We start from the raw sequence: 16,399 nt of genomic DNA on the forward strand, positions 1-16,399 counted from the left end.
TCGACTGCGCCGCTAGTCGACGTAGATGTCAGGCTGGAAGTCGGTCGTGCCCGGCACGACCGCGTACTCGTCGAGGTCGGTGACCCCGATCGAGGCCAGCAGGTCCTCGACCATGACCGCGTTCCCGGTGTACGACTCCGGGTCGCGCGAGAGGATCGCCAGCGCCGCGTCGGCGACGATCTCGGGCTTGCGGGAGCGGTCGAGCATGGGCTGCCCGCCGAGGGCGAACTCGACGGCGGCGGTGGCGATGGTCGTCTTGGGCCACAGGCAGTTCGCGGCGACGCCGGGCTCGGTCTCGGAGGCGCCGAGGGTCATGATCGTCATGCCGTACTTGGTGGCCGTGTAGGGGCCTCCGGAGAACCAGCGCGGGTCGGTGTTCAGCGGCGGGCTGACGGTGAGCAGGTGCGCGTGGCTCGACTCGCGCAGGTGCGGGAGGGCGGCGCTGATCGCGGCGAAGGTGCCGCGGAGGTTGACGCCCGCGATGAGGTCGAACTTCTTGAGGGAGAGCTCGCCGATGCCGGTGAGGTCGAGCGCGGAGGCGTTGTTGACGCAGGCGTCGAGCCCGCCGAACTCGGCGGCGGCGCGGTCGACGGCCGCGGCGACGGACTCGGCGTCGCGGAGGTCGCCGACGATGGGGAGGGCCTGGCCGCCCGCGGCCTCGACGGCTTTGGCGGTCTCGTAGAGGGTGCCGGGGAGCTTGGGGTGCGGTTCACCGGTCTTGGCGAACAGCGCGACCTTCGCTCCGGCGGCGCCGAGCGCGACGGCGATGGCCGCGCCGATGCCGCGGCTGGCGCCGGTGACGAACGCCGCGCGCCCGTTGAAGGGGTGGTCCTTGACCAGGGCGGCCCTGACGGCTGGCTCCATTGCTCTGCCTCCATTGGTTCGATGACCCCTGATATTACTGGAAAGTAACTTCAGGTGGAAGCAGGGCGGGCGCGACACTCCGGCTTCGGTCGCGGCGGTTTCCTGAACGTCCGCTGGGAGCGGGTGCGGAAGTCGCCTGGAAACGGTCACGAACCCTGTCACCGCCGGAAACGGTGGCATACGCTGGGCAACCACAAAGGGTCTTGCACGAGTACTGAGGAGCGGTGGATGACTTCGACCAGCGGGCCAGCCGGCGCCGTACCGCCTGCGGTGCCGCTCCGGGGCGACGGGTCCCCGGCGCGTCTCCTGGTCGTCGACGACGAGGAGAGCCTGGCCGACCTGCTGGTCGAAGCCCTCTCGTTCCAGGGCTACACCGTGAGCGCGGCGCGCAGCGGCACCGAGGCGCTCACCGCCGTCGAGTCCGTGCGCCCCGACCTGGTGATCCTCGACGTGAACATGCCGGGCCTCGACGGATTCGGCGTCGCCGACCGCATGCGGGCCTCCGGCGACGCGACCCCGATCATCTTCCTCACCGCCCGGACCGCTCCTGACGACCTGCGCGACGGCTTCGGCTCCGGCGGCGACGACTACCTCATGAAGCCGTTCCGGCTGGAGGAGCTGTCGCTGCGCGTCTCGGCCGTGCTGCGCCGCACCATGGGCCGCGAGGCCGCGCCGGGCCAGGCCGCCGACACCGTCACGGTGGCGGACCTGAGCCTCGACCTCGCCGCGCACCAGGTGACCCGCGACGGCAAGACGATCGACCTGTCCCCCACCGAGTTCCGGCTCCTGCGCTACCTCGCGGCGAACGCCGGGCGCGTGGTGTCCAAGTCGGAGCTGCTCAAGCAGGTGTGGGGCTACGACTTCGAGACCGAGTCGAGCCTCGCCGAGACGTACGTGTTCTACCTGCGCCGCAAGCTCGACAAGCTCGGCCCCCGGCTCATCCACACCGTGCGCGGCGTCGGCTACATGCTCCGCCCGCCGCAGGAGTAGCCCGTGGCCATCAGGACGAAGATCGCCGCGGCCATGGCGGTCCTGCTCATCGTGGCCGTCGCGATCATCGGGTTCGTGACCGTGCGCGTCGTCTCCGACAAGCTCACCGGGCAGGTCGACGAGCAGCTGCGCAAGGCCACCAACGAGGACAACCTGTCGATGTGGATGAACACCGTCGACGTCCTCGGCGGCGCCGACGGCGCGGGCGGGCCCGAAGGGCCGCGGCTCGTCTCGCAGTACGCGCTCCTGCTGTTCGACAGCGACGGCCAGGTCGTGGCCGAGCAGCAGGCCGGGACCGCCGACGACCCCGACCCGCTCCCCGACATCTCCTCGGCCCCGCAGACCGGCCTGTACTTCAACGTCGCCTCGACCGACGGCACGATGACCTACCGGGTCTACGCGCAGACCTTCCGCCAGACCACCACCGGCGACATCTACACCTTCGTCGTCGCCACGCCGCTCACCGAGGTGCAGGCGTCCATCTCGACGCTCACGCGCACCGTCCTCATCACCGGCGTCGCCGTGGCGATCATCGGCATCCTCGCCGCGTGGATCATCACCCGCCGCGGCCTCCGCGTGGTCGACCACATGGTGGCCGACGCCGAGACCGTGGCGACCGGGCACCTCGGCCACCGGATCACCGTCGCCGACCCGCGCACCGAGATGGGCCGGTTGTCCTTGGCGCTCAACCGGATGGTGTCGCGGCTGACCGACGCGATCACGCAGCGGGACCGGCAGCACGAGCGGCTGCGGCAGTTCGTGGCCGACGCCGGGCACGAGCTGCGCACGCCGCTCACCGCGATCGGCGGGTACGTGCAGCTGTACCAGAACGGCGCGGCCGCGCAGGGCGAGAAGCTCGACCGGGCCATGGACCGGATCGGATCCGAGAACGCCAGGCTCGCGAAGCTCGTCGACGACCTCATGGTCCTCTCGCGCCTCGACGAGGAGGTCGGCGGCGACCGCGAGCTGGTCGAGCTGGCGCAGCTCGCGCAGGACGCCGTGGACGACGCCGAGGTCGCCGACCCGACCCACCCGGTCGGCCTCATCGCGGCCGAGCCGGTCACCGTGGTCGCCAACGAGGGCCAGCTCCGGCAGGTCCTCGTCAACCTGCTCACCAACGCGCGCGTCCACACCCCGGCCGGGACCGCCATCGACGTGTCCGTCAAGACCGAGGACGGCTGGGCCGTCATGCGCGTCGCCGACCACGGCCCCGGCATCCCCGCCGAGCACCGGCAGAAGGTCTTCGACCGGTTCTACCGGGCCGACCCGTCCCGCTCGCGCGCCACCGGCGGCTCCGGGCTCGGGCTGTCCATCGTGTCCTCGATCGTCGCCGCCCACGGCGGCCTCATCCGCCTCGACAGCGCCGAAGGCGAGGGCACGACGATCGAGGTCAGGCTCCCGGTCGCACGCCTCGAATAATCGCGAGGAGGGCGCGGGCGCGGCTGCTACGCTCACTCCTCGTGACACGACTCCTCCCCCGGTGGTTCGTCGAGCGGATCGCCCCCGTCCGCGACGAGGACGAACTGCCCGTCTCCACACTGGAACTGTTCTTCGACCTCATCTTCGTCTTCACGGTCGCCCAGTTCACCGCGATCATCGCCCACGACCCGGCCGAGGGCCTGCTCCAGACCGTGCTCATGTTCGGGTTCCTGTGGTGGATGTACGCCGGGTACTCGTGGCTCACCAACGTCATCCCGCCCGTGCGCCCCGCCCGCCGCATCCTCCTCCTGTGCGCCATGGCCGGATGGCTCGTCGTCGCGCTCACGATCCCCGCCGCGTTCGAGAGCGGCAGCGTGTGGATCGCGATCGGCATGCTCGTCGTCGTGCTCGTGCACGGCCTCATGTACCTCCAGGCCGCCCGCGCGTTCGGCCCGGTGTTCGTCGCGAACCTCGCCGCGGTCGCCGCCGTGTTCGCGGCCGAGCTCGGGCCCGCGGGGGCCTGGCGCTACGGGTTCTGGGCGCTCGCCGCCGCCATCGTGTGGTCCGTCCCGGTCTGGCACGGCCAGCGCGGCCTGAACCTCCACCCCGCGCACATCACCGAGCGGCACGGCCTGGTCGTCATCGTGGCCCTCGGCGAGTCGGTCGTGGCGATCGGGATCGGGGCCCGCGGGCTGCCGGTGGACGCGGACCTGCTCGTCGCGGCGGTGCTGGGCCTCGCGATCGGCGCGTGCCTGTGGTGGTCGCTGTTCGTGCGGGACCTGCCCGGCACCGAGCACGCGCTCAAGGCCACGACGGACCAGGTCAAGCGGGTCCGGAAGGTCCTCGCGGGCCTGTCGTACGCGTTCATCCCGGTGCTCGTCGGCATCCTGGTGTTCGCCGCGGGCCTCAAGCACGCCGTCGGACATGCGCTGTCGCCCTTGGACTTCGAGTCGGCGCTGCTGCTGTCGGGCGGCGTCGCGGCGTTCATGCTGGGGACGGCCGGGCTGCGCTGGTCGATGCGGCTGCCGAGGCCGTGGGAGCGGGTGGCGCTCGCCGCGGCCGTGCTCGCGGTCGCGCCGCTCGGCCTGGTCAACACCGCGCTCCAGCTCGCGGCGGTCGTGGTCGTCCTGGTCGGCGCGCTCGCGCTGGAGGGCCGCGCTAGCGCGGCGCCGCGGCCAGCGCCCGCGGAATGACCAGCGGCGTCCCGGACTCGGGGTCGTCGATGATCCGGCACGGCAGGTCGAAGACCTCCTGGACGGTCTCGGCGGTGACGATGTCGGCGGGGGCGCCCTCGGCGACGACCGCGCCGTCGCGCATCGCGATGAGGTGCGTGGCGTAGCGGGCGGCCTGGTTGAGGTCGTGGAGGACCGCCACGAGGGTGCGGCCCTCGCGGTGGAGCTTCGCGCACAGGTCGAGGACCTCGATCTGGTGCGTGATGTCGAGGTAGGTGGTGGGCTCGTCGAGCAGGAGCAGCGGGGTCTGCTGGGCGAGGACCATCGCGATCCACACGCGCTGGCGCTGGCCGCCGGAGAGCTCGTCGACGCCGCGGGAGGCGAGGTCGGCGATGTCGGTGGCGTCCATGGCCTCGGCGACGACGCGCTCGTCCTCGGCCGACCACTGGCGGAGGATCCCCTGGTGGGGGTAGCGGCCGCGGGCGACGAGGTCGGCGACGGTGATGCCGTCGGGCGCGATCGGGGACTGCGGGAGCAGGCCGAGGCGGCGGGCGACGGCGCGGGTGGGCTGGTGGTGGATGTCCTTGCCGTCGAGGAGGACCGTCCCGTGCGAGGGCTTGAGCATGCGGGCCAGGGCCTTGAGGAGGGTGGACTTGCCGCAGGCGTTGGGGCCCATGATGACCGTGAACTCCCCTTCGGGGACGTCGACGGTGAGGCCCTCGCTGATGACGTGGCGGCCGTAGCCGAGGGTGGCTTCGCGGGCGGCGAGCGGGCTAGCGGTCACGACAGGATCCCCTTCTTGCGGTTGGCGATGAGCAGCCAGATGAGATAGGCGCCGCCGACGACGCCGGTGACGACGCCGGTGGGCAGCTGGCGGTCGCCGACGCCGGCGACGGCGATCATGTCGGCGGCCGTCACGATGAGGGCGCCGACGAGGGCCGAGCACAGGAGGCTCCGGGCGGAGCCGGTGAGGCGGGCGGCGATGTGGGGCGCGGCGAGGGCGACGAACGCGAGCGGCCCGGCGACGGCGACGGCCCCGGCGGTGAGCACGGAGGCGGTGACCAGCGCGGTGACGCGGGTGGCGCCGACGCGGACGCCGAGGCCGGTGGCGGCGGCCTCGCCGAGGCGCAGGGAGTCGAGGCCGCGGTGGAGGAACGCGATGACGACGAGCCCGGCGGCGAGGACGATGCCGACGGCGGCGGCCTGGCGGAAGTCGCGGCCGGAGAGGTCGCCGGTGAGCCAGTAGACGGCGCGGAACGCGTCGATGATCGTGGTGCGGGTGAGCAGGTACCCGTTGATCCCGGCGAGGATCGCGGAGACGCCGATGCCAACGAGGACGAGGCGGTACCCGGAGGGGTCGCCGCCGCGCGTCAGGGTCCAGATGAGCAGGCCGGTGGCGAGCGCGCCGACCGCGGCGAGAATCGTGGTGACCTGGAGGGACGCGCCCGTGACGATGATGGCGATGAGCGCGCCGGTGGTGGCGCCCTGGGTGAGGCCGAGGAGGTCGGGGCTGCCGAGGGGGTTGCGGGTGAGGGTCTGGAAGAGGGCCCCGGCGAGGCCCATGCAGGCGCCGACGGCGAGGCCGGCGGCGAGGCGCGGCAGGCGCAGGGTCCAGAGGATGAACTCGTCGCCCTTGGTGCCCTGGCCGAGGAGGGCGTCCCAGACGCGTTCGAGGCCGAGGGACGTCGATCCCGTTGCGGCCGACCACATCGCGACGGCGGCGAGCACGGCGAGGGAGCCGAGGACCGCGGCGAGCACGCGGTGGCGCAGGCGGATCGAGTAGCCGCCGAGTCTGAGGACGGTCACAGCCGGGCCACCTTCCTGCGGCTGACGAGGGAGATGAAGAACGGGCCGCCGACGACGGCGCAGACGATGCCGACCTGGACTTCCGCGGGGCGGGCGGCGAGGCGGCCGATGACGTCCATGAGGACGAGGAACGCGGCCCCGGTGAGCATCGAGTAGGGCAGGACCCAGTTCTGGTCGGGCCCGGTGAAGGCCCGCACGACGTGCGGCACGACGAGGCCGACGAAGACGATCGGGCCGCACACGGCCGTCGCGGTCCCGGCGAGCACGGTGATCGCGGCGATCCCGGCGACGCGCAGCACGCGCGGATCGACGCCGAGGCCGGTCGCGGTGGCGTCGCCGAGCGCGAGGGCGTTGAGCGGCCGGGCGAGGAGGATGCCGACGACGGCCGCGACGCCGATGAGGATCACCACGGGGAGGATCGGCGCGGTGTGGGCGTTGACGAGCGAGCCGACGGACCAGAACCGCATGGTCTCCAGGGACGCGGCGTCCATGAGCTGGATCGCGGAGACGTACGCGTACCCGGCGGCGGTGACAGCCGCGCCCGCGAGCGCGAGCCGGGCGGGGGTCGCGGTGGCGGCCCCGGCGATGAGGTAGGTCGCGACCGTGGCGACGGCCGCGCCCGCGAACGCGAACCCGATGGTCTGCGCGAACCCGGAGAAGCCGAGGAAGTACGCGGCGGTGACGACCGCGGCCGCGGCGCCGGTGTTGACGCCGAGAAGGCCCGGGTCGGCGAGCGGGTTGCGGGTCATGGCCTGCATGAGGGCCCCGGCGAGGCCGAGCGCGGCCCCGGCCGCGAGGCCGAGGGCGGTGCGCGGCAGGCGCAGCTCGGTGACCACGGGGTAGGCGTCGGAAGCGGGGTCGGTGAGCCCGGCCCACACCTGGCCGAGGTCCATGGCGCGGGCCCCGAGCGCGACGCTCGCGACGGCGAGGGCCGCGATGACCGCAACGAGGACCACGAGTCCGGCGATGCGGCGCGCGTTGCGCGAGCGGGGCGCGGGTTCGCTTGCGTCCCTTGGGCCTTCGACCGCCACTGCGGGCGGTGCGGAGGGGGCGCGGTGCGCGGTTGACAAGTGCGGTCTCCGGCGGGATAGTGGCTGCGGTTTTGTTTAGGCTAACCTAACCGTCGCTCGCCCCGCCATCGCCGATCACCCTCCGAAGGAGTTCGCCGTGCCACTCCCCGCTTTCGACCGCCGCCGCCTCTTCGCCGCCACGGGCGGCCTCGGCGCCGCCTCCCTCCTGGCCGCGTGCAGTGACGACGCGGAGGGCCCCGCGCAGACCGAGCCCGACGGCAAGCCGTTCTCGTTCCTCGACGAGCGCAGCGGCGAGGACGTGAAGCTCGCGGCCGTGCCGACGAACGTCGTCGCGTTCACCGGCCTGGCCGCGGCCCTGTACGACTACGGCGTCGAGGTCGCGGCGGTCTTCGGGCCGACCACGCTCTCCGACGGGCAGCCGGACCTCCAGGCCGGGCGGCTGCCCGTGGAGGAGCTGACGGTCCTCGGCAACGCCTGGGGCGAGTTCGACGTCGAGCAGTACGCCGCGCTCGGGCCCGAACTCCTCGTCTCCCACTACTACGAGGGCTTCGACCTGTGGTTCGTGCCCGAGGACCGACTGGAGGAGATCGAGTCGCTCGCGCCGGGCATCGGCATCGAGGTCTCCGAGCCGACGATCGACCAGATCATCGACCGCCATGCGGCCCTTGCCGAAGCGCTCGGCGCGGACCTGAACTCCGAGGAGAACGCCGCGGCCGTGGAGCGCTTCGGGAACGCCGCGGGGTCCGTGGCCGCCGCCGTCGCCGAGAAGCCGCTCAAGGTCCTCGCCGTGGGCGCGTGGCCCGACGGGCTGTACATCGCGAACCCGCCGACGTTCAACATCCTCGCCAAGAGCACCGAGCTCGGCGTCGACCTCGTGGTCCCCGACAACCCCGACCAGAACAACTACTGGGAGCTGCTGTCCTGGGAGAACGTCGACAAGTACGACGCCGACGTCATCTTCCTCGACACCCGGACCGGGAACCTCACGGCCGAGCAGCTCCTCGCCGAGCAGCCCACCTGGGCGGCGCTCCCGGCAGTGGAGGCCGGGCAGGTCTACGGCTGGAACGCCGAGCCGGTGTACTCGCACGTCGGCGGCGCGATCGAGCTGGAGCGGATCGCCGAGGGGCTCACCTCGGGCCAGGCGCTCTGAGTGGCTGACGCCACGTGACCGGCCCAGGTCACGCGCCCGCAATCTGGTTAGGCTAGCCTAACCTCGGTTCGGCCGGGCCCTGCCCATTCCGACCGCTCAGTCCGGCCCCCCGCCCTTCACGAAGGAGAAGTTCACATGGCATTCGATGCCGACAAGGTCAAGCTCGGCCGCCGCGGCCTGCTCGCCGGGGGCGGCGCCCTCGGCCTCACCGGGGCGCTCACCGCCTGCGGCTCGGGCGACGACGACGCCGACTCCGGCGCCGAGTCGACCGGCCCCTGGTCGTTCACCGACGACCAGCCCGTCACCTCCGAGCTCGACCACGTCCCCACCAAGCTCGTCGCCTACACCGGCATGGCCGCCGCGCTGTACGACTTCGGCATCGAGGTCCCCGCCGTCTTCGGCCCCACCACCAACGAGGACGGCACCGCCACCAGCCAGGCCGGGAACCTCCCCGTCGGCGACCTCGAAGTCTTCGGGAACACCTACGGCGAGTTCGACGTCGAGAAGTACGCGAGCTGGGGCCCCGAGGTCCTGCTCACCCACTTCTACTACGACCCGGCGACCCTCTGGTACATCCCCGAGGAGTCCAAGGACAACATCACCGGGCTCGCCGAGGTCGTGGCCCTGAGCGCCGACGACGGCGCGAACACCCTCGACGCGGTCATCGGCCGCCACGCCGAGCTCGCGAAGAGCCTCGGCGCCGACCTCGAATCGGACGAGAACACCGCGAACAAGGAGCGGTACGACGCCGCCGTCGCGGCCCTCACCGAGGCCGCCGCCGCCAACCCCGTCACCGTCCTCGCCTGCTCCGCGGCCGCCGAGGTCTTCTACGCCTCGAACCCGGCCATGGGCAACGACATGCGGTTCTTCACCGAGCTGGGCGTCAACTTCGTGCAGCCCGACAACCTCGACGAGGGCGGCTACTTCGAGAGCCTCTCGTGGGAGAACGCCGACAAGTACCCCGCCGACGTCCTCTTCCTCGACTCGCGCATCCAGGCCCTCCAGCCCGACGCGCTCACCGAGTTCCCGACCTGGACCGCCCTCCCGGCCGTCCAGGAGGGCCAGGTCGTCGCGTGGGAGGCCGAGCCCATGTACTCCTACGGCCTCGCCGCCGTCTCCATCGAGGCGCTCGCCGACGCCATCAAGAACGCGAAGAAGCTGGTCTAAGGCAGACGGTTCTTCAACCACCACAACTGAATGCAAAGTGAAGAAGGGGCGGGGATCTGCGTGGACCCCCGCCCCTTCGCCTTGCGTTCAGGCCTTACTTGATGTCGAAGACGACGACCGAAGGATCGTGGTCCGAGACGCCGTAGCGGCCGTAAGCGGGCTCCTCGCCGAAGTCCCACGCGTCGGCCGGGTAGTCGGCGTTGATGTGCGCCGAGCCGGTCCACTCGACCTCGCGCAGCAGCGCCGGGGACGCGAACATCTGGTCGAGCGTCTGCGTCTGGCCCACATAGGTGTAGGAGTACGCGGCCGCCGGGTGGTCCTCCACCTGCACGTCGTACAGCGAGCACAGGCCCGAGTCCTCGTACATCCCCGCGAGCTGGTCCGACGGGCCGGTCCAGTCCCCCGCGATGACCTGGCCCTCGGCGAACGGGTCGTCAGGGCGCGGGAAGACGTTGAAGTCGCCGCCCGCGAGGACCTTCGCCCGGCGCTGGTGGTCCAGGATCGCCGCGCTGATCGCCGCCACGTAGTTGGCCTGCTCGGTGCGGTGCAGCACGCGCGTGTTCGGGCTCGACGAGAAGTGGTTGTTGATCAGGTAGATCTCGCCGATGTTCCGGCCGTGCTTGTCTTTGAAGTAGAACTTCGCGGCCTGCGCGGCGCGGCTGAACACGTCGAAGCCGTTGCACGCGAACACGCCCGAGGACTTGCACTGGTCGATGACGTCCTGCGGGAGCGAGGCGTTCAGGGCCTTCGGGTTCTGCACGTCCGCGTTGATCGCGTCGGCCTCGGTCGGGTAGTCGATCTCCGGCGAGTCGCCGAAGACCGGGTCCCAGGACTTCACGTTCGACAGGCCGGCCAGCTTGGGCTGGTACAGGAAGCCGGTCATGATGCCGCGGGTGTCGGCCGCGTCGAGGTCGCCGACGGCGGTGTAGGTCGGGCCGCCGTACTCGGCGATGACGAGCGCGAGCTCCTGGATCGAGTCGGGCGCGCCGTCGCCGCCGGTGTTCGCGTCGCCGGTGTTCACCAGGTCGCACACGAGCCGGTCCTCGCCGAGGTCGGAGTCCTTCGTCCACTCGGGGTTGACCGAGCAGACGTCCTGGGCCTCGCCCTCCTGCGTCATGAGGATCGCGGGACTCTTCAGGTCCTCGACGATCTGCGCGGCCTGGCGCTGGAGCTGGGCCTCGTACTCCTCATAGGTCGAGGGCACGTAGTCGAACGGCGGGCTGACGTTCCCCTCGGGGTCCTCGGGGTCGGTGCACCCGGCGTTGCCGGTGAAGTCGCAGCCCGAGTTCGGGTTGTCGCGGGTGTCGTACAGGTTCTCGATGTTGTACGAGGCCACGGACGCCTCGTGCTTGCCCGCGGCCTCGACCGGCTCGTTCTCCGCGGGCTCCAGGCCGCCTTCGAGGACCAGGTCCTCGGCGACCTCGACCGCGTACTTCGCGAACGAGAGGTAGATCCCGCCGGTGGCGGCCTCGGTGATGACGTCGTAGGTCTTCGCCGGGGCGATGATCGACTCGGTGGTGCCCGCGGTGGCGCGGATGCCCAGGTCGCCGATGACGAACAGGTAGCCGTTGCCGTCGTCGAAGTTCCCCTCGACGGTGTCGAGCGGGTGCGCGTCGCGGTAGGCGCGGGCGGCGTAGCCGTCCTGCTGCGCCGCTTCCGAATCCCCGCGCATGGCCCAGACCTCGCCGCCGGAGGAGAACACGTCGCGCCCGGCCGTGACCACCGAGTCGGCCGGGACGGTCATCTGCATGCCGAGGTGGCGGCGCATGTACTCCAGGGACGCCTTCGCGTCGTCCGGCGGGTCGACCTCCACGGACTCGACCTCGGCGAGCGGGTCGAGGCCGGTCTCCACCACGTCGTAGACGTACGCGGAGCCGCCCGAGAACTGGATGTTCCCGAAGTAGGAGCCGACGACGCCGCGCAGGACGATCTCGTCGCCCACGTTCACGGTCCAGTTGGCGCCCAGCTCTTCGCGCGCCGGGGAGCCCGCGAGGGTCCGCAGCGTCGAGTACTGGTTGTTGAACACGAAGATGCCGTCGGAGGAGTTCGCGTCGCCGTCGGTCGCGTCGGCGCGCTCCTGGAGGAAGAAGCCCTTGTTGCCCGAGGGGTCGAGGGTCTCCTGGGTGACGATGCCCTGCACGTACACGGTCTGGCCCGCGAGGGGCGAGGAGAAGTCGGTGTCGCCGTCCTCGATGGAGCCCTGGACCGCACCGATGTGGACGATGTCGGCCTGGGCCTGCGCCTGCGAGGCGAAGAGGAACCCGGAGGCGCCGATGATGACCGCGCCCGCGGCCGCCGCCGCGAGTCGGGCACGCCGTCTGAGGGACTGCACGGGGAAGCTCCAATGCTCTTGTGCTCGGCGCGGGGCGCCGGAAGCTGGTGATGGGGCGGTACTCACTCAACCGCAACACCTGGGCCTGCGCAAGGCCTCCAGGTGAATTCCTCGTATCATCCCACGTCTCAATTCAGCCACGCCGCCGCGTGAGGGCACCGTACGAAATGGAGGCGGGGCCGCGGATCGTACATCCTATTTCCTATAGGATGTACGATCCGCGGCCCCGCCTCGGTTCCTCATCTCAAGCCGTCGAGCTCACGGCGTGTAGTAGTCGGGCACCCGCACGTCGCCGAAGTCCATGTCCGAGGCCAGGTAGAAGCTCGTGTACTGCGGCTGGTTGTAGGTGGTCTGCTGGTTCGCGACGCCCACGCGGTACTGCGGGTCGTGCATCAGCGTGAACAGCTTGTGGTCGGTGACCTCCGTCGACGTGAAGATCCGGATCGCGCTGGAGTCGCCGGTGCGGACCAGGAGCTCCTCGCGCCAGTCGCCGAGCACGTCGGCCACGAGGCCCGGGTTCCCCTTGGTGTAGTTGTTGGTCAGGGTCCCGGCGGCGTCGAGGACCACGCCGTCCTGGTAGTCGCGGATCGTCGTCTCCTCGACGGTGGCGGCGTCGGCGCCGTGGACGAGCTGGGTCGTCAGGTCGGCGTCCCAGCGGATGCTCATGTTCGTGCCCGGCGCGGCGCCCTCGATGGGCTCGCCGGTGACGGTGAACAGGCCCTCGGGGTTCCCGGCCTGGTCCGGCGGCAGGCCCGCCCAGGCTTCGACCCCGGAGATCGACGGGTCGATGTCGCCGACCATGCCGCGTCCGGTGTCGCGGCCGGTGTAGCCGCCCCACAGGACCTCGCCGGTCGCGGCGTCGCGCATCGCGTAGCCGTACGGCGCCCACGTGCCGCCCTCGAAGACCGAGAAGATCTCCAGGCCCTCGCGATCGGGGTCGAAGTCGCCCACGTGCAGCGCGTCGCCGTGCCCGAGCTTCGCCCAGGCGCCCGGGTTCGCCGAGCCCTCCGGCATGGTGTCGTAGGAGGAGTACAGGAGCGAGCCGTCGTCGTCGAGTGTCGCCGCGCCGTAGACGATCTCCTGCTTGCCGTCGGCGTCGACGTCGGCGACCTGCATGAAGTGGTCGCCCTGCGTGGTGAGGGTGCCCCACTCGGGGTCGGGGCCCTCGACGCCGTGCGGGCCGTCGTTGAACGGGTTCGACATCGGGGCGTGGCCCGAGTCGGCCTGCCAGCGCTGCGTCAGGTTCCTTCCGTCCCAGTCGATCGCGGTGACGGTGGTGCGGGTGTAGTAGCCGCGGGCGAAGATCGCGCTCGGGTGCTCCCCGTCGAGGTAGGCGACGCCGGAGAGGAACCGGTCGACCCGGTTGCCGGGCTCGATGCGGGCCATGGCGTAGTCGCCCCACAGGAGGCCGTCGTCGCCGCGCTCCACGGGGAAGTCGACGGTGTCCATCTCAAGTCCGGTGCGGCCGTTGAAGACCGTGAGGTACTCGGGTCCGTCGACGATGAAGCCCTGGAAGTTCCGCAGCTGGTTCCTGGCGGAGCGGGACGGCGCGTAGACGTCGATGAAGTAGTCGGCGAGGGTTTCGGCGTCGGCCTGCGAGAGCGGGTATGCGAAGTCGAACTGGGCGTCGGCGCCGAGGGCCGCCTCGATGGTGGCGGGCCAGTCGCCGTTCACGACTTCGGGGTGGTCGCTCCAGCCCTGGAACATCTCGACGAGGTGGTCGTAGTAGTCGGCGGCCGACATCCGGTAGTCGTCCTGGTGGGTGACTCCGGCGCGGCGGTCGTCGCGGGGCAGGGTGATGTACTGCTCGCGGTCCTTGACGTACGAGGTGGTCTTGGTGCCGGGCGCGGTCTTCATCATGACCTCGGCCTTGCCGTCGCCGTCGAAGTCGTAGACGTCGAACTGCGTGTAGTGCGCGCCCGCGCGGATGTTGACGCCGAGGTCGATGCGCCAGAGCAGCTCGCCCTCCTGCGTGTAGGCGTCGAGGTAGACGTTGCCGGTGTAGCCGACCTGGGAGACGTCCTTGGAGTTCGAGGGGTCCCACTTGACGATGTACTCGTAGTCGCCGTCGCCGTCGAGGTCGCCGGGGCTGATGTCGTTGGCCTTGTAGGTGTACGCCTCTCCCGCGGGGGTGACGCCGTCGGCGGGCTTCTGGAGCGGCACGTCGAGGTGGCCGTCGGCCCAGGGCGAGACGGTGTCGGAGACGTCGTCGCGGCCGCGCTTGACGGCGACGACCTTGTACTCGGCGTCCGCGTCGCCCGCAGTGTCGAGGAAGTTGGTGGAGTCGGTGACGGTGGCGATCTTGCGGCCGTCCCGGTAGACCTTGAAGACCGCTCCTTCAAGTCCTGAATCGTTATAACCGGTGACCTCGTCTGCGAGCAGGCGCCAGCTCAGGAACACGCCGTCGCCGGTGACCGCGGCGATCAGGCCGCGGTCGAGGTCCTCCAACTGGATCTCGTCATGGCGGCCGCCGCCGTGGCCCTGCGCCGAGGCGGTGACACCGGCGCCGGCCAGCACGCCGACCAGCGCCACGGCCACTGCTCTGCGAAGTCTTCTGGGGGGTTGCATCGAAGGGGCTCCTCGATTCCTGCGAGGCCGGAGCGTCGAGGGGGACCTCCGCGCCACAATTGAAACGATTTAACGCATCGAAGACTATCGACATTGGCAAGCCCTGTCAAGAACCCCCCGGTGAGCCCCGACACCGCCCCCACCCCACCGCATCCGCCCCTGCCGCAATCCGGTACAGTTACCCCTCGTCCCGGTCGATTAGCTCAGCGGGAGAGCACTCGCTTCACACGCGAGGGGTCACTGGTTCGATCCCAGTATCGACCACCAGCACAAAAGCCCCGGCCTATGAGCCGGGGCTTTCGCGTCAGAGCCAAATCCAGAGCCAATCAGCCGATTTCTACGGCTCTTGCAGGGTCTCGCTGAACACCTCTTCGAGCAGTTCGACGCCTTTGGTGATGACCGGCCGGAGCTGGTGCCGGTAGACCGTCCGCGTGGTCGAGGTCTTCGCGTGGCCGACAAGATCGGCAATCAGTTCCTCGCTCGCGCCCTCGTCGGACATCCAGGAGACGAAGGTGTGCCGCAGCTCCCGCGGCGTCCAGCTCCCCGGCACCTTGGCGTCCTCCACGATGGTCTGGAAGTAGCGGCGCACGTTGCCCGCGTCCTTCACCGTGTCGTTGCGCGTCCCGAAGACGTAGACGATGCGCTCGTGCTCATGGCCGTTCCGCTCGCGGGACTCGACCTGTGCGAGCCGGTACGCGGCGAGGATGGCAACGACGTAGTCCGGTAGCGCGATCGTGCGGCGGCTCTTCTGGTTCTTCGTCTCGCCTTTCTTGCGGACCGAGCGCCAGACCTCGACGTGCGGGGGCACCGGGCTCCCGTCGCGCATCGTCTCCCGGTGCCGCCGCCCGCACGAGCACTCCTCCCCCACCACCGGGTTCAGGTGCGTGTGCTCCCACTTGAGCGGCCGGGCCTCCTCGGTGCGGACGCCGGTGTACATCGAGATAGCCACGTAGGCGTAGATCCAAGGTTCCCGGCTCTCCCGGCACTTGCGGATCACCGCCTTGCCCTGGTCGAGGGTCAGCGCCTTGCTCGGACGCCCCTCGGTGCCGCTCGGCGCCTCCACCAGTTCGGCGACGTTCCGGCGGACCTTGTTCCGCCGCTCGGCAAAGCGGATTACGCGCCGCAGCGTGCCCAGAAGCCGCGATATGTAGCTGGTCGAGTGTGTCGCGCGCTTGGTCGCGAGGAAGTCGTCCACGTCGTCAGCGGTGAGCCGCTTCAGCTTCGCCTTGCCCAGACCCGGGATGAGGTGCGTGTTGATGTGGGTGCGGACGTCCTTCCCGTCCTGCTGCGTGAGCCCGCGGGCGATGAAGTCGCGGCACGCCTGCTCGACGGTGTACTTGTCTCCCAGCTCGATCCCGTCGTCGTGGTCCTCCTTCAGCTCCTTCAGCAGGTGCTTGACTTCCTTGACCGTGGCACCACGCACCGAGGGACGGTTCCGGCTCCCGTCCGGTTTGGTCCCGAGCGAGATGGAACCGACGTAGCAGCCGTTCGCCTCATCCCAGTAGATCGAGCCGTCACCTTTTCGAGCCTGCTTGCGCGGTCGCTTGGCCTCAGCCACGGCGCACCGCCTCGCACAGTCCCTCATCGAGGAACGCGTCCAGGTCCGCTATGTCGAAGCGGACGTACTTGCCGACCTTGCGGTAGCGGATGCGCTTTTCGGCGACCAGGCGGCGGATGAACCGCACCGGTACGGACATGTAGGCGGCGGCGTCCTCGACGCCGACGACGCGGGGCCTGATTGCGGTCATGGTGGTCATTGGTTGCGGTCCTTTCTGTTGTGGCGGTTGAGTTTTCGTTCGAGCAGGGTCTCTGCGATGGCGGCGGCGTACTCGCGTTCGGCGTCGGTGTCGTGGCCGAAGCCGACCGCTTCCCAGTCGTTGACGACGAGCACGTCGGCCTC

The 16,399-nt window shown here is 70.6% G+C and carries 13 protein-coding genes and 1 tRNA gene; 6 read left to right on the forward strand and 8 right to left on the reverse strand.

What is annotated here, in order from left to right:
* Positions 1-12: 12 nt before the first annotated feature.
* Positions 13-864 carry an SDR family oxidoreductase gene (locus B0I28_RS19250; RefSeq protein WP_106365455.1) on the reverse strand — a complete coding sequence of 284 codons (852 nt, stop codon included), beginning with the start codon at positions 862-864 and terminating at the stop codon, positions 13-15.
* Between the two features lie 228 nt (positions 865-1,092).
* Here B0I28_RS19250 and B0I28_RS19255 point away from each other — a divergent pair, with 228 nt between their 5' ends.
* The 3 genes from B0I28_RS19255 to B0I28_RS19265 are packed head-to-tail and all read left to right on the forward strand — an operon-like array spanning position 1,093 to position 4,466.
* Positions 1,093-1,854 carry a response regulator transcription factor gene (locus B0I28_RS19255; protein WP_106365456.1) on the forward strand — a complete coding sequence of 254 codons (762 nt, stop codon included), beginning with the start codon at positions 1,093-1,095 and terminating at the stop codon, positions 1,852-1,854.
* 3 nt (positions 1,855-1,857) lie between these two features.
* Complete coding sequence (locus tag B0I28_RS19260; protein WP_106365457.1) at positions 1,858-3,273, forward strand: sensor histidine kinase; 1,416 nt, start codon at positions 1,858-1,860, stop codon at positions 3,271-3,273.
* Between the two features lie 41 nt (positions 3,274-3,314).
* Positions 3,315-4,466, forward strand: coding sequence for a low temperature requirement protein A (locus B0I28_RS19265; RefSeq protein ID WP_181245861.1), 1,152 nt, complete (start codon positions 3,315-3,317; stop codon positions 4,464-4,466).
* Here B0I28_RS19265 and B0I28_RS19270 read toward each other — a convergent pair.
* The 3 genes from B0I28_RS19270 to B0I28_RS19280 are packed head-to-tail and all read right to left on the reverse strand — an operon-like array spanning position 4,432 to position 7,321.
* Positions 4,432-5,229 carry an ABC transporter ATP-binding protein gene (locus tag B0I28_RS19270; protein ID WP_106365458.1) on the reverse strand — a complete coding sequence of 266 codons (798 nt, stop codon included), beginning with the start codon at positions 5,227-5,229 and terminating at the stop codon, positions 4,432-4,434. The two genes, B0I28_RS19265 and B0I28_RS19270, sit on opposite strands and share 35 nt — an antisense overlap.
* On the reverse strand, positions 5,226-6,251 hold the full coding sequence (locus B0I28_RS19275; protein WP_106365459.1) for a FecCD family ABC transporter permease: 1,026 nt from the start codon (positions 6,249-6,251) through the stop codon (positions 5,226-5,228). Before B0I28_RS19275 ends, B0I28_RS19270 begins: the two co-directional genes overlap by 4 nt.
* Entirely contained in the window at positions 6,248-7,321 is a 1,074-nt protein-coding gene (locus B0I28_RS19280; RefSeq protein WP_245889040.1) for a FecCD family ABC transporter permease, read from the reverse strand. Before B0I28_RS19280 ends, B0I28_RS19275 begins: the two co-directional genes overlap by 4 nt.
* A 97-nt stretch (positions 7,322-7,418) precedes the next feature.
* Here B0I28_RS19280 and B0I28_RS19285 point away from each other — a divergent pair, with 97 nt between their 5' ends.
* Both B0I28_RS19285 and B0I28_RS19290 read left to right on the forward strand, forming a co-directional pair.
* On the forward strand, positions 7,419-8,432 hold the full coding sequence (locus B0I28_RS19285; protein ID WP_106365461.1) for an ABC transporter substrate-binding protein: 1,014 nt from the start codon (positions 7,419-7,421) through the stop codon (positions 8,430-8,432).
* A 135-nt stretch (positions 8,433-8,567) separates the two neighbouring features.
* On the forward strand, positions 8,568-9,599 hold the full coding sequence (locus B0I28_RS19290; RefSeq protein WP_106365462.1) for an ABC transporter substrate-binding protein: 1,032 nt from the start codon (positions 8,568-8,570) through the stop codon (positions 9,597-9,599).
* Positions 9,600-9,693: 94 nt separating this feature from the next.
* Here the strand turns inward: B0I28_RS19290 and B0I28_RS19295 are convergent, their stop codons facing one another.
* On the reverse strand, positions 9,694-11,931 hold the full coding sequence (locus B0I28_RS19295; protein WP_106365463.1) for a hypothetical protein: 2,238 nt from the start codon (positions 11,929-11,931) through the stop codon (positions 9,694-9,696).
* A gap of 258 nt (positions 11,932-12,189) precedes the next feature.
* On the reverse strand, positions 12,190-14,499 hold the full coding sequence (locus B0I28_RS28310; protein ID WP_106365464.1) for a rhamnogalacturonan lyase: 2,310 nt from the start codon (positions 14,497-14,499) through the stop codon (positions 12,190-12,192).
* A gap of 192 nt (positions 14,500-14,691) precedes the next feature.
* Between B0I28_RS28310 and B0I28_RS19305 the strand changes: the two genes are divergently transcribed.
* Positions 14,692-14,766: transfer RNA gene (locus B0I28_RS19305), tRNA-Val, on the forward strand.
* A gap of 70 nt (positions 14,767-14,836) precedes the next feature.
* Here B0I28_RS19305 and B0I28_RS19310 read toward each other — a convergent pair.
* Together B0I28_RS19310 and B0I28_RS19315 are read right to left on the reverse strand one after the other, a co-directional pair.
* Entirely contained in the window at positions 14,837-16,057 is a 1,221-nt protein-coding gene (locus B0I28_RS19310; protein ID WP_106365465.1) for a site-specific integrase, read from the reverse strand.
* A complete protein-coding gene (locus tag B0I28_RS19315) occupies positions 16,050-16,256 on the reverse strand; it encodes a helix-turn-helix domain-containing protein (RefSeq protein ID WP_219926856.1) in 207 nt (68 codons plus the stop codon). Before B0I28_RS19315 ends, B0I28_RS19310 begins: the two co-directional genes overlap by 8 nt.
* Positions 16,257-16,399: the final 143 nt, after the last annotated feature.

The sequence above is a fragment of the Glycomyces artemisiae genome (assembly GCF_003002955.1).
In the GTDB taxonomy this organism is placed as follows: domain Bacteria; phylum Actinomycetota; class Actinomycetes; order Mycobacteriales; family Micromonosporaceae; genus Glycomyces; species Glycomyces artemisiae.

Bases quoted from the DNA above. Each gene is read 5' to 3' on its own strand.
- B0I28_RS19255 (WP_106365456.1), top strand. From the start codon at position 1,093: ATGACTTCGACCAGCGGGCCAGCCGGCGCCGTACCGCCTGCGGTGCCG.
- B0I28_RS19315 (WP_219926856.1), bottom strand. From the start codon at position 16,256: ATGACCACCATGACCGCAATCAGGCCCCGCGTCGTCGGCGTCGAGGAC.
- B0I28_RS19290 (WP_106365462.1), top strand. From the start codon at position 8,568: ATGGCATTCGATGCCGACAAGGTCAAGCTCGGCCGCCGCGGCCTGCTC.
- B0I28_RS19250 (WP_106365455.1), bottom strand. From the start codon at position 864: ATGGAGCCAGCCGTCAGGGCCGCCCTGGTCAAGGACCACCCCTTCAAC.
- B0I28_RS28310 (WP_106365464.1), bottom strand. From the start codon at position 14,499: ATGCAACCCCCCAGAAGACTTCGCAGAGCAGTGGCCGTGGCGCTGGTC.